Below are 15813 nucleotides of genomic sequence, written 5' to 3' on the forward strand. Positions count from 1 at the left end.
GATGCATCGCCGATGGTAGTGTGGGGTTTCCCCATGTGAGAGTAGGTCATCGTCAAGATTAAATTCCGAAACCCCTATCTGCGTATGCAGGTAGGGGTTTTGTTTTGCCCGCAGGAAAGTTCTCACAGCAATACCGGACGGCTCCCGGCTGTCACAGTCTCCCGACAATGCTAAGGTTCGGCCCTAGCTTTTGTATTTTCCCAAGGAAGCCTTTATGCCGGACGCGACGTCCCTCAGTGCTGGTTTTATGGTGGTTCACGGCAACCGCCTGGACGAGTTGCGCAGCCTGGTGGTCAGCTGGATGCGGCGTTACCCGCTGGCTCCCTTGGAAAATGAAATTGCCCTGGTACAGAGCAACGGCATCGCCCAATGGCTGAAGCTGGCACTGGCAGAAGACCCTGAAGACGATGACATGGGCGGCTGCGGAATCGCAGCAGCCATCGATGTGCAGTTACCGGGTAGCTTCATGTGGCAGCTCTATCGCATGGTGCTTGGACGTGACGAAATCCCGGTCAAATCCCTTCTCGATAAAGCTCCCTTGACCTGGCGTCTGATGCGTCTGCTTCCGCAGTTGATCAACCAACCGCACTTCGAACCCCTGCAGCGCTTCCTTACGAATGACACAGACTTACGTAAACGCTATCAATTGGCGGAACGACTGGCGGATCTGTTCGACCAATATCAGGTGTACAGGGCCGACTGGCTTGAAGACTGGGCAGAAGGTCGCCATCAATTACGAAATGGCAGAGGTGAAACCAAACCTCTGACCCCGGCTAACTGCTGGCAGGCAGAGTTGTGGCGTGCGCTGTTGCTGGATGTGGGTGAACAAGGCATGGCGCAAAGCCGAGCCGGCGTCCATCAACGGTTTATCGAACGCATCAATAGCCTCGACGTAGCTCCCAGCGGATTGCCTTCGCGGGTGATCGTTTTCGGGATTTCCTCACTGCCCGCTCAAGCCCTGGAAGCACTGGCGGGGCTGGCCCGCTTCAGCCAGGTTCTGCTCTGCGTACACAACCCGTGTCGTCACCATTGGGCAGACATCGTCGCCGATAAAGACCTGTTGCGGCATCAATACAAGCGTCAGGCTCGCAAGAGCGGAATGCCGGTTGTGCTCGACCCGCAAACCCTTCACCAGCATGCCCATCCACTGCTGGCGGCGTGGGGCAAACAGGGGCGGGACTATATCAATTTGCTCGACAGCTACGACGATCCCAACAGCTACCGCTCGGCATTCCGCGATGACCGTATCGACCTGTTCAGCGATAGCCAGCCACAGAATATGCTCAATCAATTGCAGGACGACATTCTTGAATTGCGTCCCTTGAACGAGACTCGCGAGCGCTGGCCAGCTGTCGATCCGGCAGAGGACGAGTCGATCCGTTTTCACATTGCCCATAGTGCCCAGCGTGAAGTGGAGATCCTCCACGACCAGTTGCTCGCACGCTTCAGTGCTGATCCGGATTTAAGGCCTCGCGATGTGATCGTGATGGTCCCGGACATCGACAGCTACGCACCGCATATCCGTGCGGTATTTGCTCAGCTTGAACGCCACGATCCGCGTTTCATTCCCTTCACGCTCGCCGATCAAGGCCAGCGTGGTCGTGACCCGTTACTGATTGCTATCGAACATCTGCTCAAACTGCCCGACAGCCGTTTCCCCGTGAGCGAGATCCTCGATCTGCTGGATGTCCCTGCACTACGCGCTCGCTTCGGTGTAGAGGAGCGTGATCTGCCGACCCTGCACCGTTGGATCGAAGGCGCAGGCATCCGCTGGGGCATGAATGCCGAGCAGCGCGCAGGTCTTGGTCTGCCGCAGGAGCTGGAACAAAACAGTTGGCGTTTCGGCCTGCGACGGATGCTGCTCGGTTATGCCGTGGGCAGTGCCAGTGCTTGCGAGGGTATCGAACCCTACGACGAAATCGGTGGTCTGGATGCCGCGCTCATTGGTCCTTTGGTCGCGCTGCTGGATGCATTGGAAATTGCCCACCAGGAACTCTCTCAACCTGCTGCTCCCAAACAATGGGGCTTTCGATTGCACGCACTGGTTCAGTTGTTTTTCCTGGCCAGTAACGAGCATGACGACTACGTGTTGGCCCAACTCGAAGAGCTGCGTGAAACCTGGCTTGAGACGTGCGAGTCAGTTGGCTTGCATGATGAACTGCCGTTGACCGTGGTCCGTGAAGCCTGGCTCGCCGGCCTTGACCAAGGCCGCCTGTCCCAGCGTTTTCTGGCCGGTGCGGTTAACTTCTGCACCTTGATGCCCATGCGCGCGATCCCGTTCAAACTGGTCTGTCTGCTGGGCATGAATGACGGCGACTACCCGCGGGCACAGCCGCCACTGGACTTCGACCTCATGGGCAGTGACTACCGCCCTGGCGATCGCTCCCGACGCGAAGATGACCGCTATCTGCTGTTGGAAGCCCTGTTGTCGGCACGTGACCAACTCTATATCAGTTGGGTCGGTCGCAGCATTCGCGATAACAGTGAACGCCCAGCGTCGGTACTGATTGGCCAATTGCGAGATCATCTGGCCAGCGGTTGGCGACTGCATGATGTCGACGAAGATCTGCTTGAGGCCATCACTCAGGAACATCCACTGCAACCGTTCAGCGCCCGTTACTTCCATGAAGGCGATGATTTGTTCAGCTACGCGAATGAATGGCAGGTGCTGCATCAAACCAGTGAGCCGTCGACTGATATCGAGGTCCTTGATCCCTACGTTCAGGAGGAGCCGCTGAGTCTCGGTCAACTGCAGGACTTTCTGCGTAATCCTGTGCGACATTTCTTCAGTCAGCGACTGAAGGTGTACTTCGAAGCGGCTGAAGTGCCCTTGGCTGATGAAGAGCCATTTGTACTCGACGCGTTGCAACGTTACAGCCTCAGCGACAGCTTGCTCGAAGCGGCGCTGGGACATCTGGATAGCACCGATCAGATACTGGAAGCGCAGGCAAAACGCCTGCAAAACAGGGGGCTCCTGCCCATGGCCGGGTTCGGCGAATGCCTTCAGCGAGAGTTGATCGAACCGTTGCCGGATCTGTTGCAGCGTTACCAACAGCTTTTGGCGTTATGGCCAACGCCGCTCACCAACGCTCTGCCAGTGAATCTGGAGTTGCAGGGGCTGCGCCTGGAAGGTTGGCTCAGCGGCCTGCATCAACGTGCGGACGGTGGTTTGCTATCAGTCACTACAATCCCCAACAGCATCGGCGCGATCAAGTCGCGCAAATGGCATCGGCTGACACGGCCATGGGTCAATCATCTGGTTGCCTGCGCCAGTGGTATGGCGATGACCACCGCGTTGGTGGCCAGCGACGACAGTCTGCTGCTCGGTCCGATGGAGGAGGGTGCAGCCTTGCGGATTCTGGGTGACCTGTTAATGGCTTGGCAAACCGGCATGCGTCAACCGCTGCCGATTGCAGTGAAGACCGGCTTCGCTTGGCTTGGTCAAACTGATCCGGTCAAAGCCCAGGCCGCGGCCCGCAAGGCCTATGAAGGCGATGGCCTGACCACCGACGGCGAGCGTCGCGAAAGCCCGGCACTCGCACGGCAGTTCGCCGACTTCGACACGCTTGTCGCAGACGAAACGTTCCCGGATTGGTGCAACGCGTTGTACCGGCCGTTGCTTGAAGCGCCTTGGCGTTCATTGAACAGCGAGGAGGCGCGCTGATGAGCACGAAACCTCTGGCCTTGGCATTTCCCCTGCGCGGCAGCCAATTGATCGAAGCGAGCGCCGGGACCGGCAAGACCTTCACCATTTCCGCGCTGTATCTGCGCCTGGTCCTTGGCCACGGCGCAGAGTCGAGCGGCTTCGGACGTGAACTGTTGCCGCCGCAAATCCTCGTTGTGACGTTCACCGATGCTGCGACCAAAGAATTGCGCGAACGTATCCGCACGCGTCTTGCTGAAGCTGCACGGTTTTTCCGTGATGAAACACCAGCGCCCGATAGCCTAATCGCGGAGCTTCGTGAGGAGTACCTTCCCGAGCAGTGGTCGGGGTGCGCGAACCGCCTGGACATCGCCGCGCAGTGGATGGACGAGGCAGCAGTTTCAACTATCCACAGTTGGTGTCAGCGCATGTTGCGCGAGCACGCGTTCGACAGTGGCAGCCTGTTTACACAAACCCTGGAAACCGATCACAGCGATTTGCTGGGCGAAGTCCTGCGCGATTACTGGCGCCTGTTTTGCTACCCGATGCAAGGCGATGCGCTGAGCTGGGTGCGTGGGAATTGGGGCGGTCCGGCGGCTTTACTGCCGCGAGTACGTGGTTTGTTCGCCAGTGAGCGAGACAGTGTTGAAGGTAAAGAGCCTGCTGAGCTGATCACGGAGTGTCTGCAAGAGCGACGGGCAGCCTTGCTCGAACTCAAGATGCCCTGGCGCCAGTGGGCGGACGAATTGCTTGCCATCTGTCACCAGGGTGTTGCGAGCAAGAGTGTCGACGGTCGCAAGATGCAGGCGCGCTATTTCGAACCCTGGTTTGAAAAGATCAGGGCCTGGGCTGAAGACGAATCCCTTGAGCAACTGGATATTGGCACCGGATTCACGCGCCTGACTCCCGAGGGTATGGCTGAAGCCTGGAAGGGCGAAGCACCCAGTCATCCCGGGCTGGACGCCATGCCCGGCCTCAAGGCCAGTCTCGATGGATTGCCGACACCTGATGCCGCCGTGCTGCAACACGCCGCCCAGTGGGTCGGTACACGGTTCGAGGAAGAAAAGCGTCGCCGTGCGGAGATGGGCTTCGATGACATGCTGCTGCGCCTGGATGCAGCGTTGCAATCCGATGGCGGTGAGCGGCTGGCGACCCTTATTCGCGAGCAGTTCCCGGTGGCACTGATCGATGAGTTCCAGGACACCGACCCGGTGCAGTACCGGATCTTCGAGAGCATCTATCGCATCGAAGACAACAATCCCGAATGCGGTCTGTTCCTGATCGGCGACCCCAAGCAAGCGATCTACGCATTCCGCGGTGCCGACATCTACACCTACTTGCGCGCCCGCCAAGCCACCGCTGGCCGACTGCACACCCTGGGTACGAATTTCCGTTCCAGCCATGGCATGGTCAATGCCGTGAACCATGTATTCGAGCGTGCCGAGTCTCGCGAGACCGGGCGAGGCGCGTTCCTGTTTCGTGAAAAGAACGGTGAGAACCCGGTACCGTTCCTGCCCGTCGAATCCCAAGGGCGCAAAGAAATTCTGCACATTGACGGCCAGGTCGTGCCAGCCCTGAACATTTGGCACCTGTCTGCCGATCAGCCGCTGTCCGGCGCGGTGTACCGACAACAACTCGCCGCTGCCTGCGCCAGTGAAATCACCGCTTTGCTCAACGGCGGGCAACAAGGTCGCGCGGGTTTCATCCAGGACGGCAAGGACTTCAGAGGGCTGCTGCCAGCGGATATCGCGATCCTGGTCCGCGACGGTAAAGAGGCCCAGGCTGTGCGCGGCGAACTCTCCGCACGTGGCGTTCGCAGCGTCTATCTGTCGGACAAGGACTCGGTGTTCGCCGCCCAAGAGGCCCACGATCTGCTGACCTGGCTCAAGGCCTGCGCTGAGCCGGATGTCGAGCGCCCGCTGCGAGCCGCGTTGGCCTGTATCACGCTGAACCTGTCACTGGCTGAACTGGAACGCCTCAATCAGGACGAACTGGCCTGGGAAGCGCGGGTCATGCAGTTCCGCCATTATCGCGAGCTCTGGCGCAAGCAGGGCGTGTTGCCCATGCTGCGGCGATTGCTGCATGACTTCCAGCTGCCTCAGACATTGATCACGCGCAGTGACGGCGAGCGGGTGCTGACCAATTTGCTGCACTTGTCCGAATTGCTGCAACAAGCGGCCGCCGAACTCGATGGTGAGCAAGCGCTGATCCGTCATTTGTCCGAGCATCTGGCGTTGTCCGGTCAGGCCGGCGAAGAGCAGATCCTGCGTCTGGAGAGTGACGAACAACTGGTCAAAGTCGTGACCATTCACAAGTCCAAGGGGCTTGAGTATCCCTTGGTGTTCCTGCCGTTCATTTGCTCGGCGAAGCCGGTGGATGGCAGCCGTCTGCCATTGCATTACCACGACGCCACGGGCAAGGCCCAAGTGACCTTGAAGCCGACGGCCGAGTTAATTGTTCAGGCGGATGATGAGCGTCTTGCCGAAGATTTGCGCTTGATTTACGTGGCCCTGACCCGGGCGCAACACGCCTGCTGGCTCGGAGTGACTGATCTCAAACGCGGCAATAACAACAGCTCGGTGCTGCACCTGTCGGCATTGGGTTATCTGCTGGGCGGCGGAGCACCATTGGCCGAGTCGGCAGGTTTGAAGCGTTGGCTGGAAGACCTGCAGCAGGACTGTCCTGCGCTGAACTACGGTGAAATGCCTGAAGCGACCGTCGAGCACTACCATCCGCCGCACAACGATGCGACGTTGCTTGCTCCGCTGATACCCAAACGCAAGGCCAGCGAAAACTGGTGGATTGCCTCCTACAGTGCCCTGCGCATTGGCGACAGCATGAGCGTGGGCACTGATGAAGCGCCGGAGAGCCCGCAAGCGCAAAAGCTCTTCGACGACGAACGCCTCGATCCGCAAGCACCACGAGAAGTGGTGGCCGGTGGTGCTGATATCCATCGATTCCCTCGTGGCCCGAACCCCGGCACCTTTCTCCATGGTTTGCTCGAATGGGCCGGTGATGAGGGCTTTGTCGCCACGCCGCAAACGGTGGAAGACGCCATTGCCCGTCGCTGCAACCGCCGTGGCTGGGAGGGCTGGATCACCGCCCTGAGCGACTGGTTGCAGCATCTGCTTACGTCCCCGCTGCATATCGGCGGCGGGCAGGCCCCCGTGGTATTCGAGCGGCTCACCCAATACCGGGTCGAGATGGAGTTCTGGTTCGCCAGCCATAAAGTCGATGTGCTCAAACTCGATGAACTGGTGCGCCAATACACCCACAACGGCGTGGCCCGGGTGGCTGCCGAGCCGGTGTTGCTCAATGGCATGTTCAAAGGCTTCATCGACCTGACGTTCGAGCACGACGGCCGCTACTACGTCGCCGACTACAAATCCAACTGGCTGGGCGTCGATGACGCGGCCTATACCGAGCAGGCCATGGAGCAGTCGATTCTCGACAACCGTTACGACCTTCAATACGTGCTGTACCTGTTGGCCCTGCATCGCCAGCTCAAGGCGCGACTTGCCGATTACGATTACGACCGGCATGTCGGTGGCGCGCTGTATCTGTTCCTGCGCGGTACGCGCGCGCCCAGCCAAGGCGTGTATTTCGCCCGTCCTCCAAGAGAGCTGATCGAACGTCTGGACCGGCTGTTCCAGGGCAAGCCAGAACCCAAGGCAGAACCCGCCTGGGAACAGGGAGTTTTGTTATGAGTCGCACCTTCGCTGATTTGCTGCCCACTTCGTTGACAGCTGAAAGCCTGGCGGATCTGGCGCCGCTGAGTCGTGCCGAGGACTTGCTGCTGTTGCTGACACGCTGGGTTGAGCGCGGCTGGCTGCGAGCGCTGGACAAAGCCTTCGTCGCTTTTCTTCATGAGCTCGCTCCCGGCGATGATCCGTTGGTGCTGTTGGCCGCCGCGTTGGCCAGTCATCAACTGGGCCACGGTCATGTGTGCCTGGATTTATTCGAAACGCTCAAGGAACCGGACTTCGCACTGTCGCTGCCACCGGAAGGCGATCCGCAAAATGGTGCGATGTTGTTGCCGTCGCAATTGCTTGAGGCGCTGGACGGTGCCCATTGGTGCAAAGTCCTGGCCTCCAGCAGTCTGGTCGCTTTGGCGGTCGACGGCCGCGAGGCGGCGCAGCATCGGCCATTGGTGTTATCGGGCAAACGCCTGTACTTGCGTCGCTACTGGGCTTACGAACGGCGTATCGACACCTCGCTGCGTCAACGCCTGGTCGAACACGAAACCACGCCGGATGATTTGTCCCAACGCCTCACCAGCTTGTTCGGCCCAGCCAAGCCCGGTGAAGTGATTGACTGGCAAAAGCTCGCCTGTGCCCTCGCCACCCGCAGCGCATTCAGCATCGTTACCGGTGGCCCGGGGACCGGCAAGACGACGACGGTCGTGCGTTTGCTGGCGTTGCTCCAGGCGCCAGCGGTGGAGGCCGGCAAACCGTTGCGCATCCGTCTCGCAGCACCCACCGGCAAGGCTGCAGCCCGACTGACGGAGTCCATCAGTCAGCAGGTCAGAACCCTGGAAGTCGATGAAACCGTACGAGTGAAGATCCCGTCAGACGTCACCACCGTGCACCGTCTGCTCGGCAGTCGTCCCGGTACTCGACACTTCCGTCACCACGCCGGTAATCGCTTGCCGCTGGATGTCTTGGTGGTGGACGAAGCCTCGATGATCGATCTGGAAATGATGGCCAACCTGCTCGATGCGTTGCCGGCCCATGCCCGTCTGGTGCTGCTCGGTGACAAGGACCAACTGGCATCGGTGGAGGCCGGCGCCGTTCTGGGTGACCTGTGCCGCGACGCCGAGGCCGGTTGGTACAGCCCACAGACTCGCCTGTGGCTGCAAGCGGTCAGTGGTGAAAACCTGGATGCCAGCGGTTTGCAGGAAGACACCCAAGGGACTCATCCCCTGGCCCAGCAAGTTGTGATGCTGCGTCATTCACGCCGGTTCGGCGAGGGCAGCGGCATCGGCCAACTGGCTCGTTGGGTCAACCAGCAGCAACCCGAGGAAGCCCGCAAGTTATTGGCGGCTCGAAGCCATGACGACGTGTTTTCCCTGTCCCTCAAGGGGGAGCAGGACCGGGCGCTCGAACGCTTGCTGCTTGAGGGGCATGGCGATGGACCGCAGGGTTATCGCCATTACCTGAGTCTCTTGCGCAGCCTGCGACCACCGCTCGACAGCACGCTTGATGATCCCTGCTGGACCGATTGGGCCCGGCAGGTGTTGCAAGCCTTCGACGCTTTCCAGCTGTTGTGCGCCGTACGCAAAGGGCCGTGGGGCGTGGAGGGGTTGAATCAACGCGTGACCGCCGCGCTGCTCAAGGCTCGCCTGATCGACAGCGACCAGCAGTGGTACGAAGGTCGGCCAGTGCTGATGACTCGCAATGACTATGGTCTGGGTTTGATGAACGGCGACATCGGCATTGCCCTCAAGCTGCCGGAACGCGAGGGGCCAGAAGTTGGGAAGCAGGTACTGCGTGTGGCGTTCCCGCGTAATGATGGTCAGGGCGGCGTACGGTTTGTACTGCCAAGCCGGCTCAATGATGTCGAAACCGTGTACGCGATGACGGTGCACAAATCCCAGGGCTCGGAATTTGCCCATACGGCGTTGATTTTGCCGGATGCCCTGAACCCTGTACTCACCAAGGAATTGATCTATACCGGGATTACCCGGGCGAAAAACTGGTTCACCCTGATCGAGCCGCGTCCCGGCGTATTCGAAGAGGCGGTGCGGCGCAAGGTCAAGCGCTTGAGCGGGTTGATGCTGGAGTTGGGCGCCGACTAATCGGCGAACAGCATGTCCCGACTTTCACCCATCAACAGCCCCTGATTCTTCTCGGTGACCGCGCGGATGTAATCCCACAGCAGAGTGATCCGCTTGAGTTTGCGCAGGTCCTCGCGGCAGTACATCCAGAACTGTCGAGTGATGTTGATTTCCTCCGGCAACACCGGCAGCAATCGCGGATCCTGGGCTGCCAGGAAGCACGGCAGAATCGCCAGCGACCGCCCTTGCTGCGCGGCCACGAATTGCGCGATCACGCTGGTGCTGCGCAGGTTGGCACTGGCGCCGGGCAACACATTTGCCAGGTACAACAGCTCCGAGCTGAACGCCAGATCGTCGACGTAACTAATGAATGAATGTTTACCCAAGTCAGCCGGGCGGCGGATCGGTGGGTGCTTGTCGAGATAATCCTGAGTCGCGTAGAGCTGTAATTTGTAGTCGCAGAGTTTGCAGCAGACGTACGGGCCATGCTCCGGGCGCTCCAGGGCGATGACGATGTCCGCCTCGCGCTTGGACAGGCTGATGAAGTGCGGCAGCGGCAGGATGTCTACGGAGATCGCCGGGTAGGCGTCGACGAAATGGCTCAGCTGTGGGGTGATGAAAAAGCTGCCGAAGCCTTCGGTGCAGCCCATGCGTACATGCCCGGACAAGGCCACCCCAGAGCCTGAAACCTGCTCGCAGGCCATGTGCAACGTGCTTTCAATCGACTCGGCGTAACCCAGCAACCGCTGGCCTTCGGCGGTCAGGACAAAACCGCTGGTCCGGGATTTCTCGAATAGCAAAGTGCCCAACGCCGCTTCCAGCGAACTGATGCGCCGCGACACGGTGGTGTAGTCGACCGCCAGGCGCTTGGCTGCGGTGCTGGCCTTGCGGGTGCGGGCGACTTCAAGGAAAAACTTGAGGTCGTCCCAGTTCAACGAGCCTAGAGACGTGATGTTTTTTTGCATGATGGACCGGCTTTTATGTGCGTTCTTATTAGAAGTTTGCACATCTATACTCCAAAAACAGTCCGACAACCAATTCGCGACACACGTCTCATCTCAAGGCGACTTTCTCGCCTTGGCTCCACAGATAGCTCTCTAAATAAGAACAACGTCCCGGAGACCCAACATGAACGCATCGCTCACGCCAAACGAAACCACTGTCCAAACGGTAAAGCTGTTGATCGACGGCGAGTGGGTCGAGTCCCAGACCACCGAATGGCACGACATCGTCAACCCGGCGACCCAGCAAGTGCTGGCGAAAGTGCCGTTCGCGACCGCTCAGGAAGTGGACGCTGCGATCAGCGCCGCCCATCGCGCCTTCCAGACCTGGAAGCTGACGCCGATCGGCGCGCGGATGCGCATCATGCTCAAGCTCCAGGCGTTGATTCGCGAACACTCCAAGCGCATCGCCGTGGTGCTCAGCAACGAACAAGGCAAAACCATAGCCGACGCTGAAGGCGATATTTTCCGCGGCCTGGAAGTGGTCGAACACGCTTGCTCCATCGGCAGCCTGCAAATGGGCGAGTTCGCCGAGAACGTTGCTGGCGGCGTCGATACCTACACCCTGCGTCAGCCAATCGGCGTTTGCGCCGGCATCACCCCATTCAACTTCCCGGCCATGATTCCGCTGTGGATGTTCCCGATGGCCATCGCCTGCGGCAACACCTTCGTGCTCAAGCCATCCGAACAGGACCCGATGTCGACCATGATGCTGGTGGAACTGGCGATCGAGGCCGGCGTTCCGGCGGGCGTGCTCAACGTCGTTCATGGCGGTAAAGACGTGGTGGATGCGCTCTGCACCCACAAGGACATCAAGGCTGTTTCCTTCGTCGGTTCGACCGCCGTCGGCACTCACGTCTATGACCTGGCCGGTAAACACGGCAAGCGCGTGCAATCGATGATGGGCGCGAAGAACCACGCCGTTGTGCTGGCGGATGCCAACCGCGAACAAGCTCTCAATGCGCTGGTCGGTGCCGGTTTCGGTGCGGCCGGGCAACGCTGCATGGCCACGTCCGTTGTGGTGCTGGTGGGCGCGGCCAAGCAATGGCTGCCTGATCTGAAGGCGCTGGCGCAGAAACTCAAAGTGAATGCCGGCAGCGAGCCGGGCACTGATGTTGGTCCGGTGATTTCCAAGAAGGCCAAGGCGCGAATTCTGGATCTGATCGAGAGCGGCATCAAGGAAGGCGCCAAGCTTGAACTGGACGGTCGCGATATCACGGTTCCAGGCTTCGAGAAGGGCAACTTTGTCGGCCCGACCCTGTTCTCTGGCGTAACCCCAGAGATGCAGATCTACACCCAAGAAATCTTCGGTCCGGTGCTGGTGGTGCTGGAAGTCGATACCCTTGATGAGGCGATCGCACTGGTCAACGCCAACCCGTTCGGCAACGGCACTGGGCTGTTCACCCAAAGCGGTGCGGCGGCGCGTAAATTCCAGACTGAAATCGACGTTGGCCAGGTCGGCATCAACATCCCGATTCCGGTGCCGGTTCCGTTCTTCAGCTTCACCGGTTCGCGCGGGTCCAAACTCGGCGACCTCGGTCCGTATGGCAAGCAAGTGGTGCAGTTCTACACTCAGACCAAGACTGTCACCAGTCGCTGGTTCGATGACAACAGCGTCAACGACGGTGTGAACACCACCATTAACTTGCGTTAAGGAGCCGGACATGAAAATCGCTTTTATCGGTCTCGGCAACATGGGCGCGCCGATGGCGCGCAACCTGATCAAGGCTGGCCATTCGCTGAACCTGGTCGACCTGAACAAAACCGTTCTGGCGGAGCTGGAGCAACTGGGCGGCAGCATCAGCGCTTCGGCGCGTGAAGCGGCTCAAGGTGCAGAGCTGGTGATCACCATGCTGCCCGCCGCTGTGCATGTGCGCAGTGTGTGGCTGGGTGAAGACGGCGTGCTGGCGGGGATCGCCAAGGGCGTGCCGGCAGTCGATTGCAGCACCATCGATCCGCAGACAGCGCGTGATGTTGCCGCGGCGGCGGCCAAGCAAGGCGTGGCCATGGCGGACGCGCCGGTCTCCGGCGGTACTGGCGGTGCGGCAGCCGGGACCCTGACGTTTATGGTCGGCGCTACCCCTGAGCTGTTCGCCACCCTGCAACCGGTATTGGCGCAGATGGGCCGCAACATCGTCCATTGCGGCGAAGTCGGCACCGGGCAAATCGCCAAGATCTGCAACAACCTGCTGCTGGCGATCTCCATGGTAGGCGTCAGCGAAGCCATGGCACTGGGTGATGCGCTCGGCATCGACACGACGGTGTTGGCGGGAATCATCAACAGTTCCACTGGCCGTTGCTGGAGTTCGGAGATGTACAACCCATGGCCAGGCATCGTCGAAACGGCGCCGGCCTCGCGCGGTTATACCGGCGGCTTCGGTGCCGAACTGATGCTCAAGGATCTGGGGCTGGCCACGGAAGCGGCACGTCAGGCGCACCAACCGGTGGTGCTCGGCGCGGTGGCTCAGCAGTTGTACCAGGCGATGAGTCAGCGTGGGGAAGGAGGCAAGGACTTCTCGGCGATCATCAACAGCTATCGCAAACCCCAATAATCGGGCTGGAAACCTGTGGGAGCGAGCCTGCTCGCTCCCACAATGGCTGCATGTTCCTATCGACATTTACCGGGAAATCACGTCGGGTGATCTCCCGGTTTTTTTGCATCAGGCAAACACGAAATACTTGCGCACGGTTTCAACCACTTCCCACGTGCCTTTCATGCCCGGCTCGATGACGAAAATATCACCGGCGCGCAGATGGATCGGCTCCTTTCCCTCTGGGGTGATGATGCAGTACCCCTCGCGGAAATCGCAGTATTCCCACTTCACGTATTCCACATACCACTTGCCCGGCGTGCAGATCCAGGTGCCCATGATTTTGCTGCCGTCTTCGCTGGTGTAGGCGTTGAGGTTGACGGTGTGCGGGTCGCCTTCGAGTTTTTCCCATTTGCAGGCGTCGAGCACCGGCAGTGGGTGAGTATCGCGAAGAACGGTAATAGGTGCGGTCATGTGGACTCCGGGGCTGTGGACTAGAGAACTGAAGTCGCACCCTATAGCGCCCGTCCACCGGTCAGTTGTCTGTGCTCGACACTCAGTTACCCAGAAGCGCTGTGGAGGACTGCCCGGATCGGCTAGCAAACCCGCACCGCATTATTTGTCGGCTGCGCAGATATAGATATAACGATTCTGAAGTTGTAACTGTTTTACTTGTCCGGTTTTTATTGTTTGTACGTCCGTGCTATTAGCTGGAAGTTTATACTTTCGCTCCCCTCTCTATTGCCAACGATACAGTGTGTTCCCCCACCATACGCAGCCTTTGTTAAGTAAATAAGTCGATTGGCGCGAGGCTTCGTACCCATCGAGTGTGACGCGCAAGCTCGTTCGGAACACCTGTCTCAAGTTGTTAAAAAACTTTTAATAGTTCGTTGACTCTCCCCTTAAGGGCAGAGTTTAGATTCCCGCCGCGTGAGAAGTTGCTGTGGGAATAGTTACTTCTCACATACGGAATTTGTGAAGCAATCACCACGTATAGGGAGATAAGAATTGAACAACCCATTGGAGTTGGAGAACGTCATTGCCAGCACCCGCGAGATTCTCGCGCAACTGTTGGTGATGAGCGCCGATGATATCGATGAGAACAGCAGTATCGTCGAAGACCTCAGCGCTGATTCGCTGGACATCGTCGATCTGAGCTTTCAACTGGGCCGTCAGTATGGCTGCACCTTGCCCAAAACCAGCGTGCTGGATCACGCCGTCGCCGTCTGCGGCGACGCGAGCGAGTTCCTGGCCAGCGGTCGCATCACCGAGAACGGCAAGGTCTTGCTTGAACAAAGCCTGAGCGCCTACTCCCCGGATCAACTCAAGGCCGGTATGCAACCGGCGCAGGTATTTGCCGCCACCACCGTGCGCAACTGGGCGCAACAGTGCCGCAATCTCTTCAACTATCTGCCGCAGAGCTGCCCCGATTGCGGCGCTCATCAAGCCGTACTGAACGAACGTAAGCAAGTGGTCTGTGGCGCTTGCAGTGCGCGGCTGGTGCCGGCCGACGGTGATGAGGTTTCACGCCAACAGGTGGAGCAATTTGTTGCCGCTCACGCCCAAGAGACGGTGTAGGAGTTCTCATGCGGACACGAGAAGTCTATGTGACCGGATTCGGTCTGGTGGCGCCTATGGCGCTGGACGCCGCCACGTTGTTCGAGCGGATCTGTCAGAAGCAGTCCTGTGTTCGCGAACATCCACGGTTCAAGGCGTTGGGGTTCAACAACAGCGCTGCCGGGTTTATCGACGACGGCCAGTGGCAGCAGATTGCCGCCGGTTTCGGTGGCAATGCCGCGCGGCATCCGCGGCAAAGTGTGCTGGCCGAATTTGTCGCCCGACAAGCCTTGCAGCACGCCGGCCTGACCCCGGTAGACTTTGCTCACAGCCGCAGCGGATTGTTCCTTGGGGCCAACAAGTACTGCGTGGACAGTCACGATCTGCATCGGGCCAGTCGCTGCATGGATAAGGCGGGGCGTGTCGATCTGGATCAACTGCTGGATAACCCGGCGGCGTCGAGCGCGGTCTTCGGGCGCCGGGTCGATCAGCAGACTCTGCACCTGGCCGAGACGCTCGGTATCCGCGATCACATTTCGACCCATTCCGATGCCTGCGCCGCCGGCACGATGGCGATCGGCAGCGCCTACCGGGCGATCGAGCGCGGTGAAATCGATCTGGCCATTTGCGGTGCCGTCGAACTGATGGCCAACGAGTTGCCGTATTACATGTTCAACAGCCTCGGCGCGCTGTGCCAGGCCGACCTGCCGGCAAGCGAGCAGAGCCGACCGTTCATGCCGGACCGCTGCGGCTTCGTGATCAGCGAGGGCGCGGCCATGGTCATTCTCGAATCCGCCGAGCATGCGCAACGTCGCAAAGCCACGACGGTAGGACGAGTGCTGGGTTATGCGAATGTGTGCGAGGCACAGAAAATGACCTCCAGCAGCCGGGATGGCAGCAAATACGAGGAATGCATGGAAGCTGCAATTGAAGACGCCGGGCTGCTCAGCAGTGCCGTGCAACACGTCAACACCCACGGCACGTCCACCCAGGCCAACGACAGCTGCGAGGCCTTGGCCTTGCAGCGGGTGTTCGGCGAGTGCCAGGAACACGTGACGTTCACCGCCAACAAATCGGCCATCGGTCATTCCCTGGCGGGCAGCGGCGCGATTGAAGCTGTGCTGTCGCTGATGAGCTTGCGGGACGGCGTGCTGTTGCCGACCTTGAACTACGATCATGACCGCGCCGAATACCCCTCGCTGAAATTTCTCAGCGAGCCGATGCGCCAGTCGATCAACGTGGTGATGTCCAACTCGTTCGGTTTCGGCGGCGTCAACAGCTCGCTGGTCCTGGGGAGGGCATGAC

At 59.7% G+C, this 15813-nt stretch carries 9 protein-coding genes; 7 read left to right on the forward strand and 2 right to left on the reverse strand.

From position 1 onward, the window contains the following. The first annotated feature begins 214 nt into the window (after positions 1-214). From recC to recD, 3 genes are read left to right on the forward strand one after another with little or no spacing between them, the layout of a single operon-like run. Positions 215-3664, forward strand: coding sequence for an exodeoxyribonuclease V subunit gamma (gene recC, locus ASC74_RS08905; RefSeq protein ID WP_056740935.1), 3450 nt, complete (start codon positions 215-217; stop codon positions 3662-3664). Continuing rightward, entirely contained in the window at positions 3664-7350 is a 3687-nt protein-coding gene (recB, locus tag ASC74_RS08910; protein ID WP_056740937.1) for an exodeoxyribonuclease V subunit beta, read from the forward strand. The genes recC and recB overlap by 1 nt, the downstream gene beginning before the upstream one ends. After that, positions 7347-9440: an exodeoxyribonuclease V subunit alpha gene (recD, locus tag ASC74_RS08915; protein WP_056740939.1), complete on the forward strand. Its 2094-nt coding sequence runs from the start codon at positions 7347-7349 to the stop codon at positions 9438-9440. Before recB ends, recD begins: the two co-directional genes overlap by 4 nt. On the opposite strand, the gene ASC74_RS08920 is transcribed toward recD, so the two are convergent. Further along, positions 9437-10384, reverse strand: a complete 948-nt coding sequence (locus ASC74_RS08920; protein WP_056740941.1) for a LysR family transcriptional regulator — start codon at positions 10382-10384, stop codon at positions 9437-9439. The two genes, recD and ASC74_RS08920, sit on opposite strands and share 4 nt — an antisense overlap. A 163-nt stretch (positions 10385-10547) precedes the next feature. On the opposite strand from ASC74_RS08920, the gene ASC74_RS08925 reads away from it, so the two are divergent. Both ASC74_RS08925 and mmsB read left to right on the forward strand, forming a co-directional pair. Next, positions 10548-12074, forward strand: coding sequence for a CoA-acylating methylmalonate-semialdehyde dehydrogenase (locus ASC74_RS08925; protein WP_056740943.1), 1527 nt, complete (start codon positions 10548-10550; stop codon positions 12072-12074). A 10-nt stretch (positions 12075-12084) separates the two neighbouring features. Continuing rightward, entirely contained in the window at positions 12085-12972 is an 888-nt protein-coding gene (gene mmsB / locus ASC74_RS08930; RefSeq protein WP_046045740.1) for a 3-hydroxyisobutyrate dehydrogenase, read from the forward strand. 108 nt (positions 12973-13080) lie between these two features. Here mmsB and ASC74_RS08935 read toward each other — a convergent pair whose 3' ends face one another. Further along, positions 13081-13425, reverse strand: coding sequence for a cupin domain-containing protein (locus ASC74_RS08935; protein ID WP_007946320.1), 345 nt, complete (start codon positions 13423-13425; stop codon positions 13081-13083). Positions 13426-13959: 534 nt separating this feature from the next. Between ASC74_RS08935 and ASC74_RS08940 the strand changes: the two genes are divergently transcribed. Both ASC74_RS08940 and ASC74_RS08945 read left to right on the forward strand, forming a co-directional pair. Continuing rightward, complete coding sequence (locus tag ASC74_RS08940; RefSeq protein ID WP_056740945.1) at positions 13960-14529, forward strand: acyl carrier protein; 570 nt, start codon at positions 13960-13962, stop codon at positions 14527-14529. Positions 14530-14537: 8 nt separating this feature from the next. Beyond that, positions 14538-15812, forward strand: a complete 1275-nt coding sequence (locus ASC74_RS08945; RefSeq protein WP_056740947.1) for a beta-ketoacyl-[acyl-carrier-protein] synthase family protein — start codon at positions 14538-14540, stop codon at positions 15810-15812. Position 15813 lies beyond the last annotated feature (1 nt).

The organism is Pseudomonas sp. Root329 (assembly GCF_001424925.1).
GTDB lineage: Bacteria > Pseudomonadota > Gammaproteobacteria > Pseudomonadales > Pseudomonadaceae > Aquipseudomonas > Aquipseudomonas arabinosi.